The following is a 19,598-nucleotide window of genomic DNA, read 5'->3' as shown; positions in this document are numbered from 1 at the left end:
GGAGCGATCCCACCGGGATAGCGTGGACTCATGAGCACCGTCGCCCCGACGCCCGCCGAGCACGCCGCCCGGTCCGCCGTCCACCCCCTCCCCGACCTGACCGCCGACGTCACCGGCACGGTCCCCGACCCGCGCAGCGCGCCCCCGATCCGGTGGGGCATCCTCGGTGCGGGCGGGATCGCGTCGTCGTTCGCGGAGGCCGTGCGCCTGCACACGCAGGGTCGGGTCGCGTCGGTCGGCTCGCGCGACCGCGTGCGCGCCGAGCGCTTCGCGACCGCGCACGGCGTCCCGACGACGCACCACGGCTACCAGGAGCTCGTCGAGGACCCGCAGGTCGACGTCGTCTACGTCGCGACGCCGCACTCCCACCACCGCGAGCACGCGCTCCTCGCCATCGCCGCGGGCAAGCACGTGCTCGTCGAGAAGGCGTTCACGCGCAACGAGGCCGAGGCGGTCGACGTGCTCGACGCCGCGCGCGAGGCCGGCGTGTTCGTCATGGAGGCCATGTGGACGCGGTTCCTGCCGCACGTGGCCGCGCTGCGCGGGGTGATCGCGCGCGGGGAGATCGGCGACGTCGTCAACCTCAGCGCCGACCACGGGCAGTGGTTCGCGTTCGACCCGGAGCACCGCCTCTACGCGCCGGAGCTCGCGGGCGGCGCGCTGCTCGACCTGGGCGTGTACCCGGTGTCGTTCGCGCACGACGTGCTGGGCGCGCCGTCGTCGGTCACCGCCGTGGGCTCGCTCACCGAGACGGGCGTGGACGGGCAGGTGAGCATCACGCTCGGCTACGGGGACACCCAGGCCACCCTGTCCACGACGCTGTGGTCGCGCACCGCGACGACGGCCGTGATCTCGGGGACCGCCGGGCGCATCGAGGTCGAGGGCGCGTTCTACGCGCCGACGTCGTTCCGCGTGGTCCGGCACGACGGCTCGTCCTGGTACTACGACGGCTTCACGGGCGAGGGCAAGCAGTACCAGGCGGCCGAGGTCGCGCGCCGCGTCGCCGCGGGCGAGACGCAGAGCCCGCGCATGTCGTGGGACTCGACGCTCGAGGTCATGCGCACGCTCGACGAGGTGCGCCGCCAGATCGGGGTCGTCTACCCGGGGGAGTGAGTCGATCTCGGGTCAGTCGGAGTGCTCGACGACGTAGCTGCGGCCGTCCGGGCCCGTCACCCGCTCGAACCGGGTCCGCAGCTCCTGGTCGCGCTCGCGCTCGACGTCCGAGACCCCGCGGCCGTCGGCGTCCTGCCGGCCGACCTGAGCGGGGCCGAAGATCGGGAGGAAGCCCTCGGTGATGCGCATGCCGAGCGTGCGCCGGTCGTTCTTCCGCGTCACGGTGTCCTCCGCTGCTGGGTCGACGGTCGTTGGTGCACCAATCATTGGTGTGCCAAGAATACCGCGATCCTCGGTACCATGGCGCCATGGCGGGTGACGAGGTCGACGTGACGGTCGCGCGGGGAGCGGGCACGCTGTTCGCCGACCCCCTCGCGCTCGAGGCGCAGGTCTGCTTCGCGCTCTCCGCGGGTGCGCGCGGCATGGTCGCGCTGTACCGCCCCCTGCTCGAGCCGCTCGGCATCACGCACCCGCAGTACCTCGTGCTCCTCGCGCTCTGGCAGGACGACGCGGCCGGCACGACGTCGACCGTCGGCGACCTCGCGGGCAGGCTGCACCTCGACGCCGGGACGCTCTCGCCGCTCCTCAAACGGCTGGAGGCGCTCGGCTACGTGCGCCGCTCGCGCTCGCCCGACGACGGTCGCCAGGTCCGTGTGACGCTCACCGCCGAGGGCCGCGCGCGCCGCCGCGACGCCGAGCGCATCCCCCCGTCGATCGTCGCGGCCACGGGGCTCAGCCTGGACGAGCTCGCCGAGGTCCACGCCGCGGCGTCCAAGGTCGTCGCGGCCGCGCTGCGCGCGGGCGTCTACTGACGACCGTGCGTCTGCCGCCTGCCGAGCACGCGGTTCTGGCCCGTCAGGCGCCTAGGACGAGAGACAACCCCCTGCTCGGCGGGAGGGTCAGGCGTCCGTGACGCGGACGCCGTCCGGCCCGACGGCGAAGCGGACCGCCCCGAGGCCCGTCGCCAGGGCGTCGGGCGCGGGGGACGCCGCCGCGAGCTCGGCCGCCGAGTGCGTCCCCGTCACCGCGAGCACGGCGCACCCGGCGGCGCGCGCCGCGGCGATCCCGGCCGGTGCGTCCTCGACGACGAGGCAGCGCGCCGGGTCCACGCCCAGCCGCTCCGCGCCGAGCAGGAACGGGTCCGGGTCGGGCTTGCCGTGGGCGACGTCGTCGGCCGTGACCACCACGGACGGTGCGACGAGCCCCGACGCCGCCATGCGGGCCGCGGCGAGCGGGCGCGTGCAGGACGTGACGATCGCGTGCCGTTCCTGCGGCAGCGTGGCGAGCGCGTCCCGCGTCCCGGGCAGGATCGTCACGCCCTCGTTGTCCTCGAGCTCGAGCGCGTGGATGCGGTCGTACGCCGACTCGACCCCGTCCTCCGGCAGGAGCTCCGCGATGAGCGTGCGCGCCGGGGTGCCGTGCTGGACCTGGAACTCCTCGGGGTCGGGCAGGCCGTGCTCCGCCGCCCAGCGCCGCCAGTTCCGGTCGACCGCCGGGACGGAGTCGATGAGCGTGCCGTCCATGTCGAACAGCACGGCGTCGAACGTGCGTCCGGCGAACGCGTCGCCGGGCGAGGGCAGGGGACGGGGCGTGGCAGCGGGGTCGGGCATGTCCCCGAGGCTAGCCCGCGGCCGCACCCGTGTCCGACGCCGCGGCTAGGGTGGACGCCGTGAGCGCACCCGGGTACTTCATCTCCTTCGAGGGCGGCGACGGCGTCGGCAAGTCGACGCAGGCGCGCCTGCTCGGGCAGTGGCTCGGCGAGCTCACGGGGCGCGAGGTCGTGCTGACGCGCGAGCCGGGCGGGACCGAGCTCGGCAAGGAGCTGCGCGCCGCGGTGCTGCACGGGCAGGACATGGACCCGCGCACCGAGGCGCTGATCTACGCCGCCGACCGCGCGCACCACGTCGCGAGCCTCGTGCGCCCGGCGCTCGAGCGCGGCGCGATCGTGGTGACGGACCGTTACCTCGACTCCTCCGTCGCGTACCAGTCCGGGGGCCGCGAGCTCGGCGCGGACGAGGTCGAGCTCATCTCGCGCTGGGCCGTCCAGGACCTCATGCCGGACGTCACGATCCTGCTCGACCTCGACCCCGCGGCGGCCGCGGCACGGATCCGCCGCCAGCACGACCGGCTCGAACGCGCGGGGGCCGAGTTCCACCGCCGCACGCGCGAGGCGTTCCTCGCCCGCGCGGCGGCGGACCCGGAGCGCTGGATCGTGCTCGACGCGTCGGCGACGATCGGCGACCTCCAGGCGCAGATCCGGGTCGACGTCGCGGCCCGGCTCGAGCTCACGCCCGTCGTCGAGGAGGCCGAGGACACGGTCGCCGCCGACTCGGACGACGGCTTCGACGACACCGACAGCGCGATCGGCTACACCCCGGGCGTCGGTCTCTTGCCCGAGACCCCGACCGGTCCGGCGACCGGGAGCGGGGCGACGCGCGCATGACCGTCTGGGACGACGTCGTCGGGCAGGAGCAGGCCGTCGCGACCCTGAGCGCCGCCGCGACCGACCCTGCCGCGATGACGCACGCGTGGCTGCTCACGGGCCCGCCCGGGTCGGGCCGCTCGAACGCCGCGCGCGCGTTCGCCGCCGCGCTGCAGTGCGAGCAGGGCGGGTGCGGGCACTGCCAGGCGTGCCGCACGACGCTGGCGGGGACGCACCCGGACGTGACGCTCGTCGCGACCGAGCTCGTGACGATCAAGATCGACGAGGTGCGCGACCTCGTGACGGTCGCGAGCCGCAGCCCGTCCCAGGGCCGGCGGCGCGTCATCGTCGTCGAGGACGCCGACCGCATGGCGGAGCGCACGACGAACGTGCTGCTCAAGGCGATCGAGGAGCCCGCCCCGCACACGGTGTGGATCCTGTGCGCCCCGAGCCCGCAGGACGTGCTCGTCACGATCCGCTCGCGCTGCCGCGGAGTGGTGCTGCGGGTGCCGCCGGTCGAGGCGGTCGCCGGGCTGCTGGTCCAGCGCGACGGCGTCGACGAGCACGTCGCGCTCGTCGCCGCGCGCGCGGCGCAGAGCCACATCGGTCTCGCGCGCCGGCTCGCCCGCGACGCGGGGGCCCGCGAGCGACGGACGTCCGTGCTCTCGCTCGCGCGCCGCGTCCGGGGCGTGGGCGACGCCGTGCTCGCCGCCGGGGAGCTCGTGGACCTCGCGCAGGCCGAGGCGAGGTCGGCGACCGAGGAGCGCGACGCGGCCGAGAAGGCGGAGCTGCTGCGTGCCCTGGGCGTCGCCGACGGCGAGACGCTCCCACCCCGCCTGCGGTCCCAGCTCCGCGACCTCGAGGCCGACCAGAAGCGGCGTGCGACGCGGCACCAGCGCGACGTGCTCGACCGTGCCATGGTCGACCTGCTGTCGCTCTACCGCGACGTGCTCGTGGTCCAGCTCGGGGCCGAGGTCGAGCTCGTCAACAGCGAGCTGGCCGAGACGGTGCGCTCGCTCGCCGAGGACTCCACGCCCGAGCAGACCGTGCGGCGGATGGACGCGATCGGCGTGGCGCGCGAGCGGCTCGAGGGCAACGTCGCGCCGCTGCTCGCCGTCGAGGCGATGGTCGTCGCGCTGCGCCCCCAGGGCTGATGACCGGACGGGCCGCTCGCCCGGGGGCGACCGACCCGTCCGGTCACGCGGCGTCCGTCAGGCGAGCGCCTTGGCCTTGAGCTGCGCGAACTCCTCGGGCGTGATGGCGCCCGAGTCGAGGAGCGCCTTCGCGTGCGTGATCTGCTCGGCCGGCGACGTGTTCGCGACCTGCCGGATGTACGCGTCGGTGTCCTGCTTCGCCTGCACGACCGCGGCCGCCTGCCGCTCCGCCATCCCGCGCCCGCGGGCGATGAGGTAGACGAGCGACGCCAGGATGGGCAGGAAGATGAGGAAGATGATCCACAGTGCCTTCCACCAGCCCGAGAGCTCACGGTCACGGAACAGGTCCGCGATGATCTGGAAGAGCACGATGAGGTAGGCGATGAAGAAGAAGCTCCAGACGAGGAGCCAGAAGAAGTCCCAGAAGTCCACGGTCGCGCCCTTTCTCGACGGATCCCCGTACCTGCGCACGGCCGGCTGCCGCGCTCCAACAGGGCGAACCTAGCGACGATGGAGGGTTCGCGCCCGGTGAAAGCCGGGTGAAGCACGCGAACGTCCCGTACTCCGCCACTCGGTGCGGATCACCCCGGCTCCGCCTCCGCCCGGCGCCGCGCCCGCACCACGTCGCCCACGATGACGGCGAGCAGGATGCCGTCCGTGACCCAGTTGAGCGTGAGCGGGGTGAGCCAGGAGTGCGTCACGAAGAGCACGCCCACCGCCAGGGCTCCCAGGAGGTGGGGGACGGACCACGCCCCGCCGGTCGCCCGGCGGAACAGCGCGTTCCCGACGAGGTACGTCGCCGCCGCACCGCACACGAGCGCGGCCGTCCAGGCGTCGGCGTGGCCCGCGCCGTCGTGACCCAGCGGGTGGAGCAGGACGAGCTCGTCAGCGACCGCCGTGAGCACGATGCCCGTCACGATGACGAACGGCACGTACGTGTACGCCGTCTGCGCCACCATGCCGCGCTCGTCGCGCGACGTGAAGTACTCGGTCGCGCGCCGCTCGGAGCGGTCGAAGAACAGCAACCACATGAGCACCGTGCTCGCGAACGCGGAGCAGAACGCGGAGACGGTCGTCGCGTCGAGCGGGAGCTCCGCGAACGCGGCGCCCGTGACGATGATCGACTCGCCGAGGCAGATGATGACGAACAGGCTGACGCGCTCCGCCATGTGCTCGCCCCGCACGACCCACGTGCTCGCGCGCGACGCCCCGAGGCCCGGGAGCCAGAACATCGCGCGCGGGCCCGCCAGGTCGATCGCCGCTGCCACGGCCCAGAGGGCGAGCCGCTGCTCCTCCAGGAGCGCGCCCGCGACCCAGAAGGTCCCCGAGACGACGAGCCAGACCGAGATGCGGACGAAGTTCAGCGCGTTCTCGGGCCAGACCCGCCCCATGGCGACCATGACGAACACGCTGCGCCCCACCTGCATCGTCACGAGCATGACCGCGAACAGCAGGGCCTTGTCGCCGAACGCCTCGGGGATGGCGCTCGCGAGCACGAGGCCGAGCAGCATGAGGACGATGAGCATCGCCCGGACGGCGGCCCGCTCGGGGTCGAGCCAGTTCGTCACCCACATCGTGTCGACCCACACCCACCACACGGCGACGCCCAGGACGAGGGTGTGCGCGAGGGTCTCGGCGCCCGGGTGCTCGATGAGGCCGTGCGAGAGCTGCGTGACCGCGAAGACGAAGACGAGGTCGAAGAAGAGCTCGACGTAGCCGACGCGGCTCGAGTCGCCGCTGTCGCCGTGCCGCAGGAGGTCGGTGCGCAGTCCCCAGCGTGGCGCGGGACCAGGAGCCGTGAGCGGTGCGTCCATGCGGGGATGCTCCCACCCCGGGTCACCGTCCGGTCACGATCGCCCGGCGCGTCGCGGTTTCGCCGCGCACGACGCGCGGCGAGGGACCACGATGGTCGCGCCACCCGTCGTCGACCGAGGAGTGCCCCATGGTTCCCGTCCGCCGCCCCGTCTCCCGGACGGCCCGCGCCGCGTCAGCGCTCTCGCTCGTCCTCGCGGTCGGCCTGCTGGGGGCGTGCGCCTCCGACACCGACGGCGGCGGGGACGACACGTCCGCCTCCGAGGAGTCCACCGAGCCGGGCGAGGACGCGTCCGACGACCCGTCGGACGACGCCTCCGAGGAGGAGGGCCTGCCGGAGGCCGCGACGATGGACGTCGTCGTGGGCGCGCACGGCAAGGGCCTGCCTCCGGGCGTCGACGCACCGACGGAGGGCGGGACCGGCGCCGCGTGGAGCGCGGAGCCCGGGCTGCTGTTCGTCGTGACGTACGGGTCGAGCACGTGCCCCGTGCTCGCGGAGGACGAGGCCGCGGTGCAGGGCGGCGACGTCGTCGTGACGTTCGTCGAGATCGCCCCGGACACGCCGTGCACCATGGACTACGTGCCCGCGACGTCCGTGGTCGAGGTGCCCGACGACGTCGACGCGAGCGGCGAGGTGAGCGTCGTCCTGGGCGACGGCGGGACCGTCGCCGTGCCACCCGCGGCGGACGGCGCGACCGGCGAGTCGGTCTGGGTCGAGGAGTAGCCGCCGCTGCGGTGAAGAGCGCGTGAAAGGACGGTCCCGCCCCGGCGGGACCGTCCCGCGTGCGCAGGGTGAGCGGCTACCGTGTCCGGGTGACGACCCCCCTCTCCCGCCGCCCCGCTCGCCGCGCGCTGGCCTGCGCCGCGACCCTCGTCCTCGCCCTCGTCGTCGGGGCGTGCTCGGTGCCGCCGAAGCAGCAGACCCCGGTGGACGACGTCGCGACCGCCGCGGCCGGGACGGGCGAGACGGGACCCGAGGGGTTCGAGGACTTCTACGGGCAGGGCCTCGCCTGGGAGGACTGCGGCGGGGGCTGGGAGTGCACGACGGCGCGCGCGCCCCTGTCGTGGGCGGACCCCGGCGCGGGGGAGATCGAGCTCGCGCTCAAGCGCCTGCCGGCGACGGGGGAGCGCATCGGTTCCCTGCTGACGAACCCGGGCGGCCCCGGCGCCTCCGGCGTCGACTTCATCGCGACCCTCGCGCCGACGGTGGGCGAGCGCGTCACCGAGGCCTACGACCTCGTCGGGTTCGACCCGCGCGGCGTCGGGCTGTCCTCGTCCGTGGTGTGCCTCGACGACGCCGCGAAGGACGAGTCCCTGTCGCGCGACTACGACACCGACGAGGCCGGCCTGGAGGCGCTCGCGGAGGACCGTCGGGCGTGGGCCGACGCGTGCGCCGAGAACACGGGCGACCTGCTCGGACAGGTCGACACGCAGAGCGCCGCGCGCGACATGGACATGCTCCGAGCCGTGCTCGGCGACGAGAAGCTCGCCTACCTCGGGTACTCCTACGGGACGCAGCTCGGGGCGACGTACGCGGGGCTCTTCCCGGAGAAGGTCGGCCGGCTCGTGCTCGACGGCGCGATCGACACGACGCTCGACCCGGACACGATCTCCGAGCAGCAGGCGGTCGGCTTCGAGGACGCGCTGCGCGCGTACGTCGAGGACTGCCAGGCCGGGGGCGAGTGCCCGCTGCGCGGGGACGCGGACCAGGGGATGCGGCAGATCCGCAGCCTGCTCGACGCCGCGAAGGCGAACCCGCTGCCGACCGACTCCGAGCGTCGCGTGACGCAGACGCTCGGCTTCTACGGCATCGCGGTGACGCTGTACAACGACCAGAGCTGGCCGGTGCTGACGCAGGCGCTCACGGAGGCGTTCGAGGAGGGCACGGGCAACCTGCTGCTCTACCTGGCCGACTTCTACAACGACCGCAACGCGGACGGGACGTACTCGTCCAACTCGTCGGAGGCGTTCCGCGCGGTCAACTGCCTCGACGGTCGCCAGGACGACGACCCCGAGGCGATGCAGGCCCAGCTCGAGCGCCTCGAGGAGGCGGCACCCACGATGGGCTCGTTCTTCGCGTTCGGCGGCCTCACGTGCGACGGCTGGGCGTACCCCGTGGCAGAGCCCGAGTTCGACCTGCACGCCGAGGGCGCCGCGCCGGTCGTCGTCATCGGGACGACGAACGACCCGGCCACCCCGTACGTCTGGGCCGAGGGGCTCGCGGACACGCTCGACTCGGCCGTCCTGCTCACGTGGGAGGGCGAGGGCCACACCGCCTACGGCCGCTCGAACGCGTGCGTCGGCGACGCCGTCGACGCCTACCTCGTGGACGGGACGGTGCCCGAGGACGGCCTGCGCTGCTGACCCGGAGGGTGCCCGACGGCGGCCCAGGAGGCCGCTTTGGAATCTGGCCCGGTCGTTGGGTACAGTAGGCGCTCGTTGCCAGCGGTTCGCGGAGCGGACCGGGACGTAGCACGCCGCCTTAGCTCAGTCGGCAGAGCGATTCACTCGTAATGAATAGGTCAAGGGTTCGATTCCCTTAGGCGGCTCCATCACGGCAGGTCAGGCCGGGTCTTCGGACCCGGCCTTTCTTGTGTCGCGGGGCGCCGGGGCCGCGGCGTCCGGCTGCTCTCGTCCGCGCCGCCGCGCCGCCGCGCCGCCGCGCCGCCGCGCCGCCGCGCCGCCAGGAGCGCTGCGCCCGTATGCGCTGAGCGTGTGCCGAGCGCGGTGATCAGCCGACGCGACGGACGAGCAGGATCGCCCCACCCGCGGCGGCGGCGACGAGCCCGCCGACGCCGACCACGGCGAGCGTCGGGAACGCCTCCTCCGTGGGAGGGGGCGGTGCCATGCGCTCGGCCGCGGACGTCAGGGGCGTGCGTGACGGGTCGGGCCGGGGCGTCGTGGGCTCCGCGGTGGGGGTGGGCTCGACGGGGGCCTCGGTCGTCGGTTCCTGCGTCGGCTCCTCGGTGACGACGGGCTCCGGGGCGGCCGTCGGCTCCGGCTGCTCGACGACCGGGGCGGGGGCCTCGGCTGCAGGCTGCGCCTCCGCGGGCTGACCGGTCTCGGGTGCCGGCGGCGGGGTCGTCGGGTCGGGGGCCGGCGGGGTCGTGCACACGGGTGTGTCCCCGTTCCAGTCCGCGAACTGGTGGTCGATCCCCTGGACGAGGACCCACGTGATGCAGTAGCCGTCGGCGAACTGTCCGTTGCGGCTCGGGATCTTCAGCTCGAGGACGCCGTCCTCGACGTCGCGCGAGGAGAAACCTTCCCCGAGGTGACGGGCACCCGACCCGTCGAGACGGGTCACGACCCAGCCGTACCAGCCCCAGTCCTGCTCGATCCTGCTCGCGTCGAACGACACGGCGTCGACGGTCACGGCGAGACCGCCGCCCCCGTCCCGGTCGTCGGCCACGGCGGGTGCCGCGGCGAGCGTCGTCGTGACGACCCCCAGGGTCGCGAGCGCGAGCAGGCGGCCAACGACGCGCATCATCACCTCCGGCTCGGCTCGGGCGTGGTCCGCGGCACATCGTACGCAGTCCCGGCGCGCCCTCGGAAAGGCGTGGGAGAGACCCGTCACGAGCCCGGACAAATCGCTCGACGGAGACGTCCCGCCGTCCTAGCGTGGCCGCCATGCTCTTCCTGACGGCGGTGCGTCGTGGCCGGGCCGGGCACGCGACGCGAGTGGGGCTGGCACCCGCTCACGACTGAGCACGCGGCGCGCGTGGTCGACGACGCCGGGGTGCGTCCCGGCCAGCTCGTCCTCGACCTCGGGGCCGGGGACGGCGCCCTCACGCGTCACCTCGTCGCGGCGGGCGCGCGCGTCCTCGCCGTCGAGCTGCACCCGCGGCGGGCCCGCGCCCTGCGCGAGCGGTTCGCCGACGCCGACGTGACGGTCCTCGAGGTCGACCTCGCCGACCTGCGCCTGCCGCGGCGCCCGTTCCGCGTCGTCGCGAACCCGCCGTTCGCCCTGACGTCGCCCTTGCTCGCCCGCGTGCTCGCGCGGGGCTCCGCGCTCGTGGCGGCGGACGTCGTCGTGCAGCGCCAGGCGGCGCGGCGCATCGTCGCGGGCGAGGGCACGGCGGGGCGCGCCGCACGGCGCTGGGCCGTCGAGGTCGGGCGGGCCGTGCCGCGGTCGGCGTTCCGGCCGCCGCCACGTGTCGACGCGGCCGTGCTCCGTGTCCGGCGCGGGCGGCGCTGACGGCCGGCGCCGCGAGCCGTCAGGCGCTGAGCGTCGTGAGCCACGCGACGAGCGCGTCGCACACCGCCGCGTCCTGGCCCTTGAGGTCGTGCGCACCGGGCAGCTCGACGCGCGTGACCGGACCGGGGATCGCGGCGGTGTGCTCGGTGAGCTCGTCGGGCGTCGCGAACGGGTCGGTGCGCCCCGAGACGAGGAGCACGGGCACGCGGAGGTCCGGGAAGTGCTCGGTGCGCAGGCGCTCGGGCTTCCCGGGCGGGTGGAGCGGGTAGCTGACGAGCGCGAGCCCGGCGGCGGGCAGCCCCTCGGCGACGGCCATCGAGCACATGCGCCCGCCGTACGAGCGACCGCCGAGCACGAGGCGGTCCGTCGTCGTGCCGAGCTGGGCGGCGAACGCCTCGGCCTCGGCGCGCACGTGGGCGATCGCGACGGGCGGGCGGTCGGGCATCCGCTTGCCCGCGGTCCGGTACGGGAAGTCGACGCGCCGCACGGGCACCGGCGGGTCGAGCGCCCCGAGCGCGTCGTCGATCGCGACGAGCGCGCGGTGGTCACGGCTCGCGCCGGCGCCCGGCGTGAGCAGGACGCCGGCGACGGGCCGGACGGGGTTCGGCGTGGTCACCGGCCCAGTCTCTCGCAGCCGACCACGACCTCGCCCGCGGTCGAGCACGACCTGAGGGTCGTCGAACGGCCCTTTCCGTCCCTCAAGACGTGTTCGGCGGGGGTGGGGACGGTGGTGGAGGGGTCAGCGGGATGCGAGGTGGGCCGGGTCGAGGTCGGTCCGGCGCAGGAGCTGCGCGTTGAGCGCCACGATGACCGTCGAGGCGGACATGAGGATGGCGCCCACCGCCATCGGCATGACGAACCCGACGGGGGCGAGCACGCCCGCCGCGAGCGGCACCGCCGCGATGTTGTAGCCCGCGGCCCACCACAGGTTCTGCTGCATCTTGCGGTACGAGGCGTGCGACAGCTCGATGATCGACAGCACCGCGCGCGGGTCGGAGCTCGCGAGGATCACCCCGGCCGACGCGATGGCGACGTCCGTGCCCGCGCCGATCGCGATGCCGACGTCCGCCTGCGCGAGCGCCGGGGCGTCGTTGACGCCGTCGCCGACCATCGCGACGACGCGCCCGTCGTGCTGGAGCTCGGCGACCTTCGCGTCCTTGTCCTCCGGGCGCACGCCCGCGAACACCTGGTCGATGCCCAGCTCGCGCCCGACCGCGCGGGCGACGGGCTCGGCGTCGCCCGTGATCATGACGACCTTGATGCCGCGGCGGTGCAGGGCGTCGACCGCCTCGCGCGACTCGGGGCGGATCGCGTCCGCGAGGGCGAACGCGCCCACGACCTCGCCGGCCGCGTGGCCGTGCTCGTGACCGTGCTCGTCATCGTGGGGACCGGGGCCCGGCTCGGGCGAGACCACCACGTGCAGGACGGTCGCGCCGTCGTGCGCCCACGCGTCGGCGTCGGGCAGCGGGTCGAGGCCGCGCTCGCGCAGGAGCGCGGGGCCACCGACGGCGACGCGGCGTGCGCCCTGCGGCGTCGGCACGGTCGCCTCGACCCCGACCGCGGTGAGCGAGCGGAAGCCGGTCGCCTGCGGGACCTCGATCTCGCGCTCGGCCGCACGGTCGACGATCGCCCGTGCGAGCGGGTGCTGGCTGTCGGCCTCGGCTGCGGCAGCGAGGGCGAGGAGCTCGTCCTCGGTCGTGCCGCCCGCGGTGGCCAGGTGCGCGACGACGGGCTCGCCCGCCGTGAGCGTCCCGGTCTTGTCGAACAGGACCGTGTCCACCGTGCGCATGCGCTCGAGCGCGAGGCGGTCCTTGACCAGGACGCCGGCCTTCGCGGCCCGCTCGGTCGAGAGCGACACGACGAGCGGGATCGCCAGGCCGAGGGCGTGGGGGCACGCGATGACGAGCACGGTGATCGCGCGGATGAGCGCCTGCTCCGGCGTCCCGAAGACGAGCCACAGGGCGATGGTCAGGGCGGCCGCGCCGAGCGCGTACCAGAACAGCCAGCCCGCGGCGCGGTCGGCGAGGCGCTGCGTCTTGGTCGAGGACGCCTGGGCGTCGGCGACGAGCCGCTGGATGCCCGCGAGCGCGGTGTCCTCGCCGACGGCCGTGATCCGCACGCGCAGCGCGTCGTCCGTCGCGACGGTCCCGGCGACGACCGCGTCGCCGACGGTGCGGCGCACGGGCCGCGACTCACCGGTGATCATCGACTCGTCGACGTCCGCGGACCCCGACGCGACCTCGCCGTCGGCGGGCACGCGCCCGCCCGGGCGGACGACGACCAGGTCGCCCACGCGCAGGTCGGTCGGCGCGACGGTCGTGACCGTCCCGTCCTCGGCGACGCGCGCCGCCTCGTCCGGCAGGAGCGCGGCGAGCGAGTCGAGCGCCGACGCGGTCTGCGCGAGGGAGCGCATCTCGAGCCAGTGGCCGAGCAGCATGATGACGACGAGGAGCGCGAGCTCCCACCACACGTCGAGCTCGTGCGCGAGCAGCCCGAGGCTCGCACCGAGCGACGACACGAACGCGACCGTGATCGCGAGCGAGATGAGCGTCATCATCCCGGGCTTGCGGCTCCGTAGCTCGCTCACGGCACCGCTGAGGAACGGGCGCCCGCCCCAGAGGTAGATCACGGTGCCGAGCACGGGGGACACCCACGACGCCCACGTGGCGTCGGGCAGGTCGTAGCCGAGGAGCATCGCGAACATGGGGTTCAGCGCGACCGTCGGGACGGCGAGCACGAGCATGATCCAGAAGAGGCGGCGGAACTGGCCGACGTGGTCGCCGTGGCCGCCGTGGCCGGACATGTCGTGCCCGGCGTGCGCGTCGTGGCCGGACGTCTCGTGGCCGGACTTCTCGTACCCGGGCATGTCGTGCGCGTCGTGACCGTGCGCGGCGGTGTCGTGGCTCGCGTGGTCGTGCCCCGCGTGCGCAGCGGTCGCTGCGTGCGCGGTGCGCTCGGCATGGTGCGCGTGCGACCGGTGCGCGTCGCCGGCGTCCGGACCGGGCTGGTGCCCGTGGTCGTGCTCCGTACGGTGGTCCACCGTTCCTCCTTCCAGATACCCCTAGGGGGTATGCTCTGCTCACGATCATGCACCTCCATGTCCGTTTCGTCAACCCCCCGGGGGTGTCGCGGCCCACGGCGCACGACAGCCCGTGCGCCGCTCGGCGGGAGGGTGCCGAGCAGCGCACGGGCTGTGGTGGGTGGACCGGGACGCCGTCCGGTCGTGCGGGGTCCGGTGCACCGGACGGCGAACGGGCCGTCGTCCGGCCCTCGTCGGTGCCGGGGCCGGCCGAGGGCAGACCGAGGTCAGGCCGAGGTCAGGCCGGGATCAGGTGGGGCAGCACGTGGCGGGCGTAGCGGTCCGCCACGGTCGCGACGACGGTCCGGGGCTCGTCGTCCCAGACCTCCTGGTGGAAGATCTCGGTCTCGACGTCGCCGACGTACCCGGCCTCGGCGACCCACCGGGTGATGGTCGCGAAGTCGACGTAGCCGTCGCCCACGTAGCCGCGCGAGAGGAGCGGGTCGGGGGCCAGGGGCAGGATCCAGTCGCACACCTGGTACCCCGCGAGCCGACCCTCGGCCCCGGCGCGCGTGACGCTCGACCGCAGGTCCGGGTCCCACCACACGTGGTAGGTGTCCACGACCACGCCGACGACCGCAGGGTCGAACGGTGCGGCCAGGTCGAGCGCCTGGCCGAGCGTGGAGAGCACCGCGCGGTCCGCCGCGAAGATCGGGTGCAGCGCCTCCAGCACGAGCCGCACGCCGTGGTCCGCGGCGAACGGCGCGAGGTCGGCGAGCCGGTCGGCGACGCGCCCGCGAGCCGCGACGACGTCGCGGTCGGCCGGGCCGGCGTCGGGCCGCGGCCCCTGCCCGGGCGTGCCGTTCGCCGGGAGCCCGCCGACGACGAGCACGAGCTCGCGCGTCCCGACCGTGGCCGCCTCCTCGATCGCGCGCCGGTTGTCGTCGAGCGCCGCGGCGACGTCGTTCGCGCCGGTCGCGGTGAGGAACCCGCCCCGGCACAGCGACGACACGCGCAGCCCGGCGTCGGCGACGACCTTCGCGGCCCGCTCGGCGCCGATCTCCTGGACCCGGTCGCGCCACAACCCGACGGCCCCGTAGCCCGCCTCCGCGGCGAGCGCGACCGCCTCCTCGATCGTCGCGCGCTTGACCGTCGCGGTGTTGAGCGAGCAGCGCGAGAGGTCAGGCGCCGCGGCGGTCACGCCGCTGCCCCGTTCGCCTCGAGGAACGCGCGCGCGCGGCGTGCGGCGAGGTCCGGGTCGAGCAGGAGCCCGGCCCGGTCCGCGAGCCGGACGAGCGCGACGAGGTGCGCGACCGAGCGCCCGGACTGGAGCCCGCCGACCATCTGGAACGCGGGCTGCGTGCCGTTCAGCCAGGACAGGAACGCGATCCCCGTCTTGTAGTAGTACGTCGGTGCGGCGAACACGTGGCGTCCCAGGGCCTCGGTCGACGCGAGGATCGCGTGCGCGCGGTCGGGGTGCCCGGCGTCGAGCGCGCCGAGCGCCGTCGACGCGGCGGGGTAGATGGCGGCGAAGATGCCGAGCAACGCGTCCGAGTGCGCGCGGCCGTCGCCGACCACGAGCTCGGGGTAGTTGAAGTCGTCGCCCGTGTAGAGGCGCACGGGACCGGGCGCGCCGGGGCCGTCACCCGGGTCGAGCGCCGCGAGGCGGGCCCGCAGTTCCTTCTCGTGCTCGGCGTCGAGCAGCGAGACCTTCACGCCGTCGACGCGCCCCTGGTGCGCGCGGACCAGGTCGACGAACACGTCGGTGGCCGCGGCGACGTCGTCGCCCGTGCCCCAGTACCCGGCGAGCGCGGGGTCGAACATGGTGCCGAGCCAGTGCAGGATCACGGGCGCGTCGGCCTCGGCGAGCACGGCGTCGTACACGCGCGCGTACTCCTCGGGGGAGCGGGCGACCCGGGCGAGCGCGCGCGACGCCATGACGATCACCTGGGCGCCCGCGTCCTGGACCACGCGCACCTGCTCGCGGTACGCGTCGGTGACGGCGGCGAGCGCAGCGGGGTCGCCCGGCTCCCAGCCCGCGACGACGGCGGGGTCGAGCTGGTCCGTGCCCGCGCCGCACGCGACCCGGCCGCCGACCGTCCGCGCCTCGGCGGCCGAGCGCCGCACGAGCTCCTGCGTCGCGGCCCAGTCGAGTCCCATGCCGCGCTGCGCGGTGTCCATCGCGTCGGCGACGCCGAGCCCGTGCTCCCAGAGCCGGTGCCGGTAGGCGAGCGTGGTGTCCCAGTCGACGACGGCGGGCGCCCCGGGCACGTTCTCCGCGCCCACCTGCGGCACGACGTGCGCGGCCGCGAAGGCGACGCGCGACGTGAAGGGCGCGGACGGCGTCGTCCAGGGACCGGGCACGAGCAGCTCGCGCATCTCGGTCCCGGCGACGCGGCCGTCGTCGGCGAAGCGGGGCAGGCGCACGACGGCGCCGCTGCCGTCCCGGTCGCGCAGCTCGCGCGCGCCGGGGAGCGACGGGGCGGCGGCCCGGGGCGCCGCGGCGGGCGCGCTCACAGCGCGATCTCCGGGACGTCGAGGCGGCGGCCCTCGGCCGACGAACGCAGGCCGAGCTCCGCGAGCTGGACGCCGCGCGCGGCGGAGAGGAGGTCGTACCGGTGCGGGCGGCCGGCGGCGACGTCGCGCAGGAACTCCTCCCACTGCGCCTTGAAGCCGTTGTCGAGGTCGGCGTTCGCGGGCACCTCGAGCCACTGGTCGCGGAACGGCTCCGTGACGGGCAGGTCCGGGTTCCAGACGGGCTTGGGGGTGTGGGCGCGCTGCTGCGCGACGCACCGGCGCAGCCCGGCGACCGCGGAGCCGTGCGTCCCGTCCACCTGGAACTCGACGAGCTCGTCGCGGTAGACGCGCACGGCCCAGGACGAGTTGATCTGCGCGACGACCGGGTCTCCGCCCGGGGTCTCGACCTCGAAGATCCCGTACGCGGCGTCGTCGGCGGTCGCGGCGTACTCCCGGCCCTGCTCGTCCCAGCGCGTGGGGATGTGGGTCGTGGTCTGCGCGGTGACGGTCCTGACGGACCCGAGGATGCCCTCGAGCACGTAGTTCCAGTGGCAGAACATGTCGGTCGTCATGCCGCCGCCGTCCTCGGTCCGGTAGTTCCACGAGGGGCGCTGCGCGGCCTGGTGGTCGCCCTCGAACACCCAGTAGCCGAACTCGCCGCGCAGGGACAGGATGCGGCCGAAGAAGCCCTCGTCGACGAGGCGGCGGAGCTTGACGAGGCCGGGCAGGTAGAGCTTGTCGTGCACGACGCCGGCGGTCACCCCGGTCTCCTCGCGCAGCCGCGCGAGGTCGATCGCCTCGGCGAGGGTCTCGGCCGTCGGCTTCTCGGTGTACACGTGCTTGCCGGCCTGCATCGCCTTGGTGAGCGTCTTGGCGCGCAGCGCGGTCATCGAGGCGTCGAAGACGACGTCGGTCGCCGGGTCGACGATCGCGCCGTCGAGGTCGGTGGTCCAGTGCTCGACGTCGTGCTGCGCGGCGAGCTCGCGGAGCTTGGTCTCGTTGCGCCCGACGAGCACCGGCTCGACCTGGAGGCGCGTGCCGTCGGGGAGCTCGACGCCGCCCTGCTCGCGGATCGGCAGGATCGAGCGGACGAGGTGCTGGCGGTACCCCATGCGGCCGGTCACGCCGTTCATCGCGATCCGCAGGGTTCGGGTGGTGGTCATCGATCGGCTCCGTCGTCGGTCGGGCGTCCGGCGATCTGCCGGTCGCGGAATGCGCTTTCCGCGAGCCTAGGGGAACCGCTTTCCGACGTCAACAGCGTCGTGTCGTCAGGGTTGCGTCGGCGCGTCAGAGCCGGGGCGTGGACTCGCGGAGGACGACCTCGCCGCGGACCTCGACCCGCCGGGGCTCGGCGTCGTCGTCCGGCGCCGCGAGCGCCAGCGCGAGCGCCTGCTCCCCGACCTCGGCGAGCGGGATGCGGACCGTCGTCAGGCCCGGCGTGACGTCGCGCAGCGTCACGATGTCGTCGAAGCCCGCCACGGCGACGTCCTCGGGGACGCGCAGTCCCGCCTCGCGCGCGGCGGCCATCGCCCCGACGGCCATGACGTCGTTCACCGCGAAGACGGCGACGGGCGGGGTGCCCGTGCCGAGCGAACCCGACCCCAGACGGTCGAGCAGGTCGCGCATCCCGCCGTGGCCGCCGTCGCGCGTGAACGCGCACTCGACGACCGCGTCCGGGGGGACGGGGGACCCGAGGTCGGCCAGCGCCTCGGTGAAGCCGCGCGCCCGGTCGAGCGCGGTGCGGTGGCCTGCCGGGCCCGCGAGCACGCCGAACGCGCGGTAGCCCAGGCCGTGCAGGGCGCGCGCGAGGTCCGCGGCGCCGTCGGCGTTGGCGATCTCCACCGCGGGCAGGTCGCCGAGCGGCTGGCCCACGAGCGAGACCCCGCCCCCCGACGCGCGGTACCGCTCGAGCGCGCCCCGCAGCGCGCCGTCGGCGTCCTCCGCGAGCCGTCCGCCGCCGAGCACGACCGCCCGGGCGCGCTGGCGGTCCATGAGCTCGACGAACGCGCGCTCCCGCTTGGGCGAGTGCCGCGTGCTCGTGAGCGTGACGATGAGACCGTCGCGGTCGGCCGCCTCCGCGACACCCGCGGCGAGCGACGAGAAGTACGGGTCCGCGATGTCGTGCACCACGAGGCCCACGCTCGTCGTGCGGCCGCGCGCCATGGCCTGCGCGCTCGGGTCCGGCGAGTAGCCGAGCCGGCGGGCCGACGCGAGCACCCGCTCCCGCAGGTCGGGGCGCACCGTGCGGTTCGCACTCCCGTTGATCGCGCGGGAGGCGGTCGCGAGGGAGACGCCGGCGTCGCGCGCGACCTCGCTCAGAGTGGGTCCGGGCACGGACCCAGGCTAGCGGGACCGCTCCCGCACCCCGGGTGGGCCGCGCCCGGAGCGGCTACGTTCGACGGGACCGCCACCCGATGCCCGGCCGACGAGCCGCAGGAGGACCCCGATGACGTCTCATGACGCAGCACCCGCACCCGGCACGACGGCGCTCCTCGCCCGGGCGCTCGCTCTCGGCGTCGCCGCGGGGTCGCGCAGCAGCCTCGGCGCCGCGGCGCCGGTGCTCGGGGGTGGGTCGGGGGCGGGTCCGGCGGACCCGGCCTGCTCGCGCGCGCCGGCGCCGTCGCCGGGGTCGTGGGCGAGATGGTCGGCGACAAGCTGCCGCAGACGCCGAGCCGCCTCGACCCGCCCGGGCCGGTGTTCCGGCTCGGGAGCGGTGCCGCCGGAGGGTTCCTCCTTGCCCGGCATCGCACGGGCCCGGCGGGCGTCGTCGCCGCCGCGGTGGCCGGTGCCGCGGGTGCGGCCGTCGGGACGTGGGGCGGCGCGGCCTGGCGACGTCTCTCCGTCGGGTCGCGACCCGACTGGCCCGGCGCGGTCGCGGAGGACGTCGTCGCGCTCTCGCTCGCGGCGTGGGCCGTGCGGCGCTGACGACCTGTTGAACCCGGGTCGCCGGGCGAGGCCGAGTGCCGGTGACCCGAGAAACCGGGTTCGGCGACCGGGGTCGTGCGCCGTCGCTCAGGCGCCCGGGATGCTCGTCACCGTCGTGAGCAGGAACGCAGAGTCCTCGATGGCGCCCACGGCATGCCGCTCGTGCGTGAGGACGCGCAGCTCGCCCGCGCCCAGCTCGACGTCGCCCTCGCCGAGCGCCGTGACGCGGACACGTCCGCGCAGCACCTGGATCGACGCGGCGGGCGGCGAGTTGTGCTCACCGAGCTCGACGCCCGCGCGCAGCGCGAGGATCGTCTGACGCAGGGGGCCGTCGTGCAGCACGACCTCGGCGCTGCGCCCGTTCGGGGCGGTCCGGGCGTGGGTGAGGTGGGCGTCGGTGAGAAGGTCGACGTTCGTCATCGGGGCTCCGACCTGTGGGGG

At 75.1% G+C, this 19,598-nt stretch carries 20 protein-coding genes and 1 tRNA gene; 9 read left to right on the top strand and 12 right to left on the bottom strand.

Annotated elements, in window-relative coordinates; all coding sequences use genetic code 11:
• The first annotated feature begins 30 nt into the window (after positions 1-30).
• Positions 31-1,113, top strand: a complete 1,083-nt coding sequence (locus FIC82_RS18100) for a Gfo/Idh/MocA family protein (RefSeq protein ID WP_154799404.1) — start codon at positions 31-33, stop codon at positions 1,111-1,113.
• Between the two features lie 12 nt (positions 1,114-1,125).
• On the opposite strand, the gene FIC82_RS18095 is transcribed toward FIC82_RS18100, so the two are convergent.
• Complete coding sequence (locus tag FIC82_RS18095; protein WP_154799403.1) at positions 1,126-1,335, bottom strand: hypothetical protein; 210 nt, start codon at positions 1,333-1,335, stop codon at positions 1,126-1,128.
• Between the two features lie 86 nt (positions 1,336-1,421).
• Here FIC82_RS18095 and FIC82_RS18090 point away from each other — a divergent pair, with 86 nt between their 5' ends.
• Positions 1,422-1,925: a MarR family winged helix-turn-helix transcriptional regulator gene (locus FIC82_RS18090; protein WP_154799402.1), complete on the top strand. Its 504-nt coding sequence runs from the start codon at positions 1,422-1,424 to the stop codon at positions 1,923-1,925.
• A gap of 87 nt (positions 1,926-2,012) precedes the next feature.
• Here FIC82_RS18090 and FIC82_RS18085 read toward each other — a convergent pair whose 3' ends face one another.
• Positions 2,013-2,723: an HAD-IA family hydrolase gene (locus FIC82_RS18085; RefSeq protein WP_154799401.1), complete on the bottom strand. Its 711-nt coding sequence runs from the start codon at positions 2,721-2,723 to the stop codon at positions 2,013-2,015.
• Positions 2,724-2,782: 59 nt separating this feature from the next.
• On the opposite strand from FIC82_RS18085, the gene tmk reads away from it, so the two are divergent.
• Positions 2,783-3,556: a dTMP kinase gene (gene tmk / locus FIC82_RS18080; RefSeq protein ID WP_168732076.1), complete on the top strand. Its 774-nt coding sequence runs from the start codon at positions 2,783-2,785 to the stop codon at positions 3,554-3,556.
• The gene (locus tag FIC82_RS18075) at positions 3,553-4,689 is read left to right on the top strand and encodes a DNA polymerase III subunit delta' (RefSeq protein WP_154799400.1); all 1,137 of its coding nucleotides are present in this window, start codon (positions 3,553-3,555) and stop codon (positions 4,687-4,689) included. The genes tmk and FIC82_RS18075 overlap by 4 nt, the downstream gene beginning before the upstream one ends.
• Before the next feature lie 57 nt (positions 4,690-4,746).
• Here the strand turns inward: FIC82_RS18075 and FIC82_RS18070 are convergent, their stop codons facing one another.
• Positions 4,747-5,121, bottom strand: a complete 375-nt coding sequence (locus FIC82_RS18070) for an SHOCT domain-containing protein (RefSeq protein ID WP_168732075.1) — start codon at positions 5,119-5,121, stop codon at positions 4,747-4,749.
• Positions 5,122-5,270: 149 nt separating this feature from the next.
• The gene (locus tag FIC82_RS18065) at positions 5,271-6,503 is read right to left on the bottom strand and encodes a low temperature requirement protein A (RefSeq protein WP_154799399.1); all 1,233 of its coding nucleotides are present in this window, start codon (positions 6,501-6,503) and stop codon (positions 5,271-5,273) included.
• Between the two features lie 128 nt (positions 6,504-6,631).
• On the opposite strand from FIC82_RS18065, the gene FIC82_RS18060 reads away from it, so the two are divergent.
• The 3 genes from FIC82_RS18060 to FIC82_RS18050 all read left to right on the top strand — a co-directional run bounded on the left by FIC82_RS18060 (position 6,632) and on the right by FIC82_RS18050 (position 9,053).
• Entirely contained in the window at positions 6,632-7,225 is a 594-nt protein-coding gene (locus tag FIC82_RS18060; protein WP_154799398.1) for a hypothetical protein, read from the top strand.
• Between the two features lie 89 nt (positions 7,226-7,314).
• Positions 7,315-8,865: an alpha/beta hydrolase gene (locus tag FIC82_RS18055; protein ID WP_168732074.1), complete on the top strand. Its 1,551-nt coding sequence runs from the start codon at positions 7,315-7,317 to the stop codon at positions 8,863-8,865.
• Between the two features lie 112 nt (positions 8,866-8,977).
• A tRNA-Thr gene (locus tag FIC82_RS18050) sits at positions 8,978-9,053 on the top strand.
• A 179-nt stretch (positions 9,054-9,232) separates the two neighbouring features.
• Here the strand turns inward: FIC82_RS18050 and FIC82_RS18045 are convergent.
• Positions 9,233-9,988: a hypothetical protein gene (locus tag FIC82_RS18045; protein WP_154799397.1), complete on the bottom strand. Its 756-nt coding sequence runs from the start codon at positions 9,986-9,988 to the stop codon at positions 9,233-9,235.
• Positions 9,989-10,153: 165 nt separating this feature from the next.
• Here FIC82_RS18045 and FIC82_RS18040 point away from each other — a divergent pair, with 165 nt between their 5' ends.
• Entirely contained in the window at positions 10,154-10,696 is a 543-nt protein-coding gene (locus FIC82_RS18040; protein ID WP_168732073.1) for an rRNA adenine N(6)-methyltransferase family protein, read from the top strand.
• Positions 10,697-10,715: 19 nt separating this feature from the next.
• On the opposite strand, the gene FIC82_RS18035 is transcribed toward FIC82_RS18040, so the two are convergent.
• The 6 genes from FIC82_RS18035 to FIC82_RS18010 form a co-directional block, all read right to left on the bottom strand.
• Positions 10,716-11,312 carry an alpha/beta hydrolase family protein gene (locus FIC82_RS18035; RefSeq protein ID WP_168732072.1) on the bottom strand — a complete coding sequence of 199 codons (597 nt, stop codon included), beginning with the start codon at positions 11,310-11,312 and terminating at the stop codon, positions 10,716-10,718.
• Positions 11,313-11,435: 123 nt separating this feature from the next.
• Positions 11,436-13,736 (bottom strand): heavy metal translocating P-type ATPase, encoded by a 2,301-nt coding sequence (locus tag FIC82_RS18030; protein ID WP_418884335.1) that lies wholly within the window; start codon positions 13,734-13,736, stop codon positions 11,436-11,438.
• A 277-nt stretch (positions 13,737-14,013) separates the two neighbouring features.
• Positions 14,014-14,916 carry a sugar phosphate isomerase/epimerase family protein gene (locus FIC82_RS18025; protein WP_168732071.1) on the bottom strand — a complete coding sequence of 301 codons (903 nt, stop codon included), beginning with the start codon at positions 14,914-14,916 and terminating at the stop codon, positions 14,014-14,016.
• The gene (locus tag FIC82_RS18020; protein WP_154800518.1) at positions 14,913-16,094 is read right to left on the bottom strand and encodes a dihydrodipicolinate synthase family protein; all 1,182 of its coding nucleotides are present in this window, start codon (positions 16,092-16,094) and stop codon (positions 14,913-14,915) included. Before FIC82_RS18020 ends, FIC82_RS18025 begins: the two co-directional genes overlap by 4 nt.
• A 134-nt stretch (positions 16,095-16,228) precedes the next feature.
• A complete protein-coding gene (locus FIC82_RS18015; RefSeq protein WP_154799396.1) occupies positions 16,229-17,395 on the bottom strand; it encodes a Gfo/Idh/MocA family protein in 1,167 nt (388 codons plus the stop codon).
• A 124-nt stretch (positions 17,396-17,519) separates the two neighbouring features.
• The gene (locus FIC82_RS18010) at positions 17,520-18,566 is read right to left on the bottom strand and encodes a LacI family DNA-binding transcriptional regulator (RefSeq protein WP_168732070.1); all 1,047 of its coding nucleotides are present in this window, start codon (positions 18,564-18,566) and stop codon (positions 17,520-17,522) included.
• 297 nt (positions 18,567-18,863) lie between these two features.
• Here FIC82_RS18010 and FIC82_RS20910 point away from each other — a divergent pair, with 297 nt between their 5' ends.
• Positions 18,864-19,157: a hypothetical protein gene (locus tag FIC82_RS20910; protein ID WP_216609931.1), complete on the top strand. Its 294-nt coding sequence runs from the start codon at positions 18,864-18,866 to the stop codon at positions 19,155-19,157.
• An 87-nt stretch (positions 19,158-19,244) separates the two neighbouring features.
• On the opposite strand, the gene FIC82_RS18000 is transcribed toward FIC82_RS20910, so the two are convergent.
• Entirely contained in the window at positions 19,245-19,577 is a 333-nt protein-coding gene (locus FIC82_RS18000) for a cupin domain-containing protein (protein WP_154799395.1), read from the bottom strand.
• Between the last annotated feature and the right edge of the window lie 21 nt (positions 19,578-19,598).

Source organism: Cellulosimicrobium protaetiae (assembly GCF_009708005.2).
Lineage (GTDB): Bacteria > Actinomycetota > Actinomycetes > Actinomycetales > Cellulomonadaceae > Cellulosimicrobium > Cellulosimicrobium protaetiae.
Note: the sequence above shows the minus strand (reverse complement) of the source record. Positions and strands in the feature narration are given on the sequence as shown.

Bases quoted from the DNA above. Each gene is read 5' to 3' on its own strand.
- FIC82_RS18100 (WP_154799404.1), top strand. From the start codon at position 31: ATGAGCACCGTCGCCCCGACGCCCGCCGAGCACGCCGCCCGGTCCGCC.
- FIC82_RS18090 (WP_154799402.1), top strand. From the start codon at position 1,422: ATGGCGGGTGACGAGGTCGACGTGACGGTCGCGCGGGGAGCGGGCACG.
- FIC82_RS18085 (WP_154799401.1), bottom strand. From the start codon at position 2,723: ATGCCCGACCCCGCTGCCACGCCCCGTCCCCTGCCCTCGCCCGGCGAC.
- FIC82_RS18075 (WP_154799400.1), top strand. From the start codon at position 3,553: ATGACCGTCTGGGACGACGTCGTCGGGCAGGAGCAGGCCGTCGCGACC.
- FIC82_RS18065 (WP_154799399.1), bottom strand. From the start codon at position 6,503: ATGGACGCACCGCTCACGGCTCCTGGTCCCGCGCCACGCTGGGGACTG.
- FIC82_RS18060 (WP_154799398.1), top strand. From the start codon at position 6,632: ATGGTTCCCGTCCGCCGCCCCGTCTCCCGGACGGCCCGCGCCGCGTCA.
- FIC82_RS18045 (WP_154799397.1), bottom strand. From the start codon at position 9,988: ATGATGCGCGTCGTTGGCCGCCTGCTCGCGCTCGCGACCCTGGGGGTC.
- FIC82_RS18020 (WP_154800518.1), bottom strand. From the start codon at position 16,094: ATGCGCGAGCTGCTCGTGCCCGGTCCCTGGACGACGCCGTCCGCGCCC.
- FIC82_RS18015 (WP_154799396.1), bottom strand. From the start codon at position 17,395: ATGACCACCACCCGAACCCTGCGGATCGCGATGAACGGCGTGACCGGC.
- FIC82_RS18000 (WP_154799395.1), bottom strand. From the start codon at position 19,577: ATGACGAACGTCGACCTTCTCACCGACGCCCACCTCACCCACGCCCGG.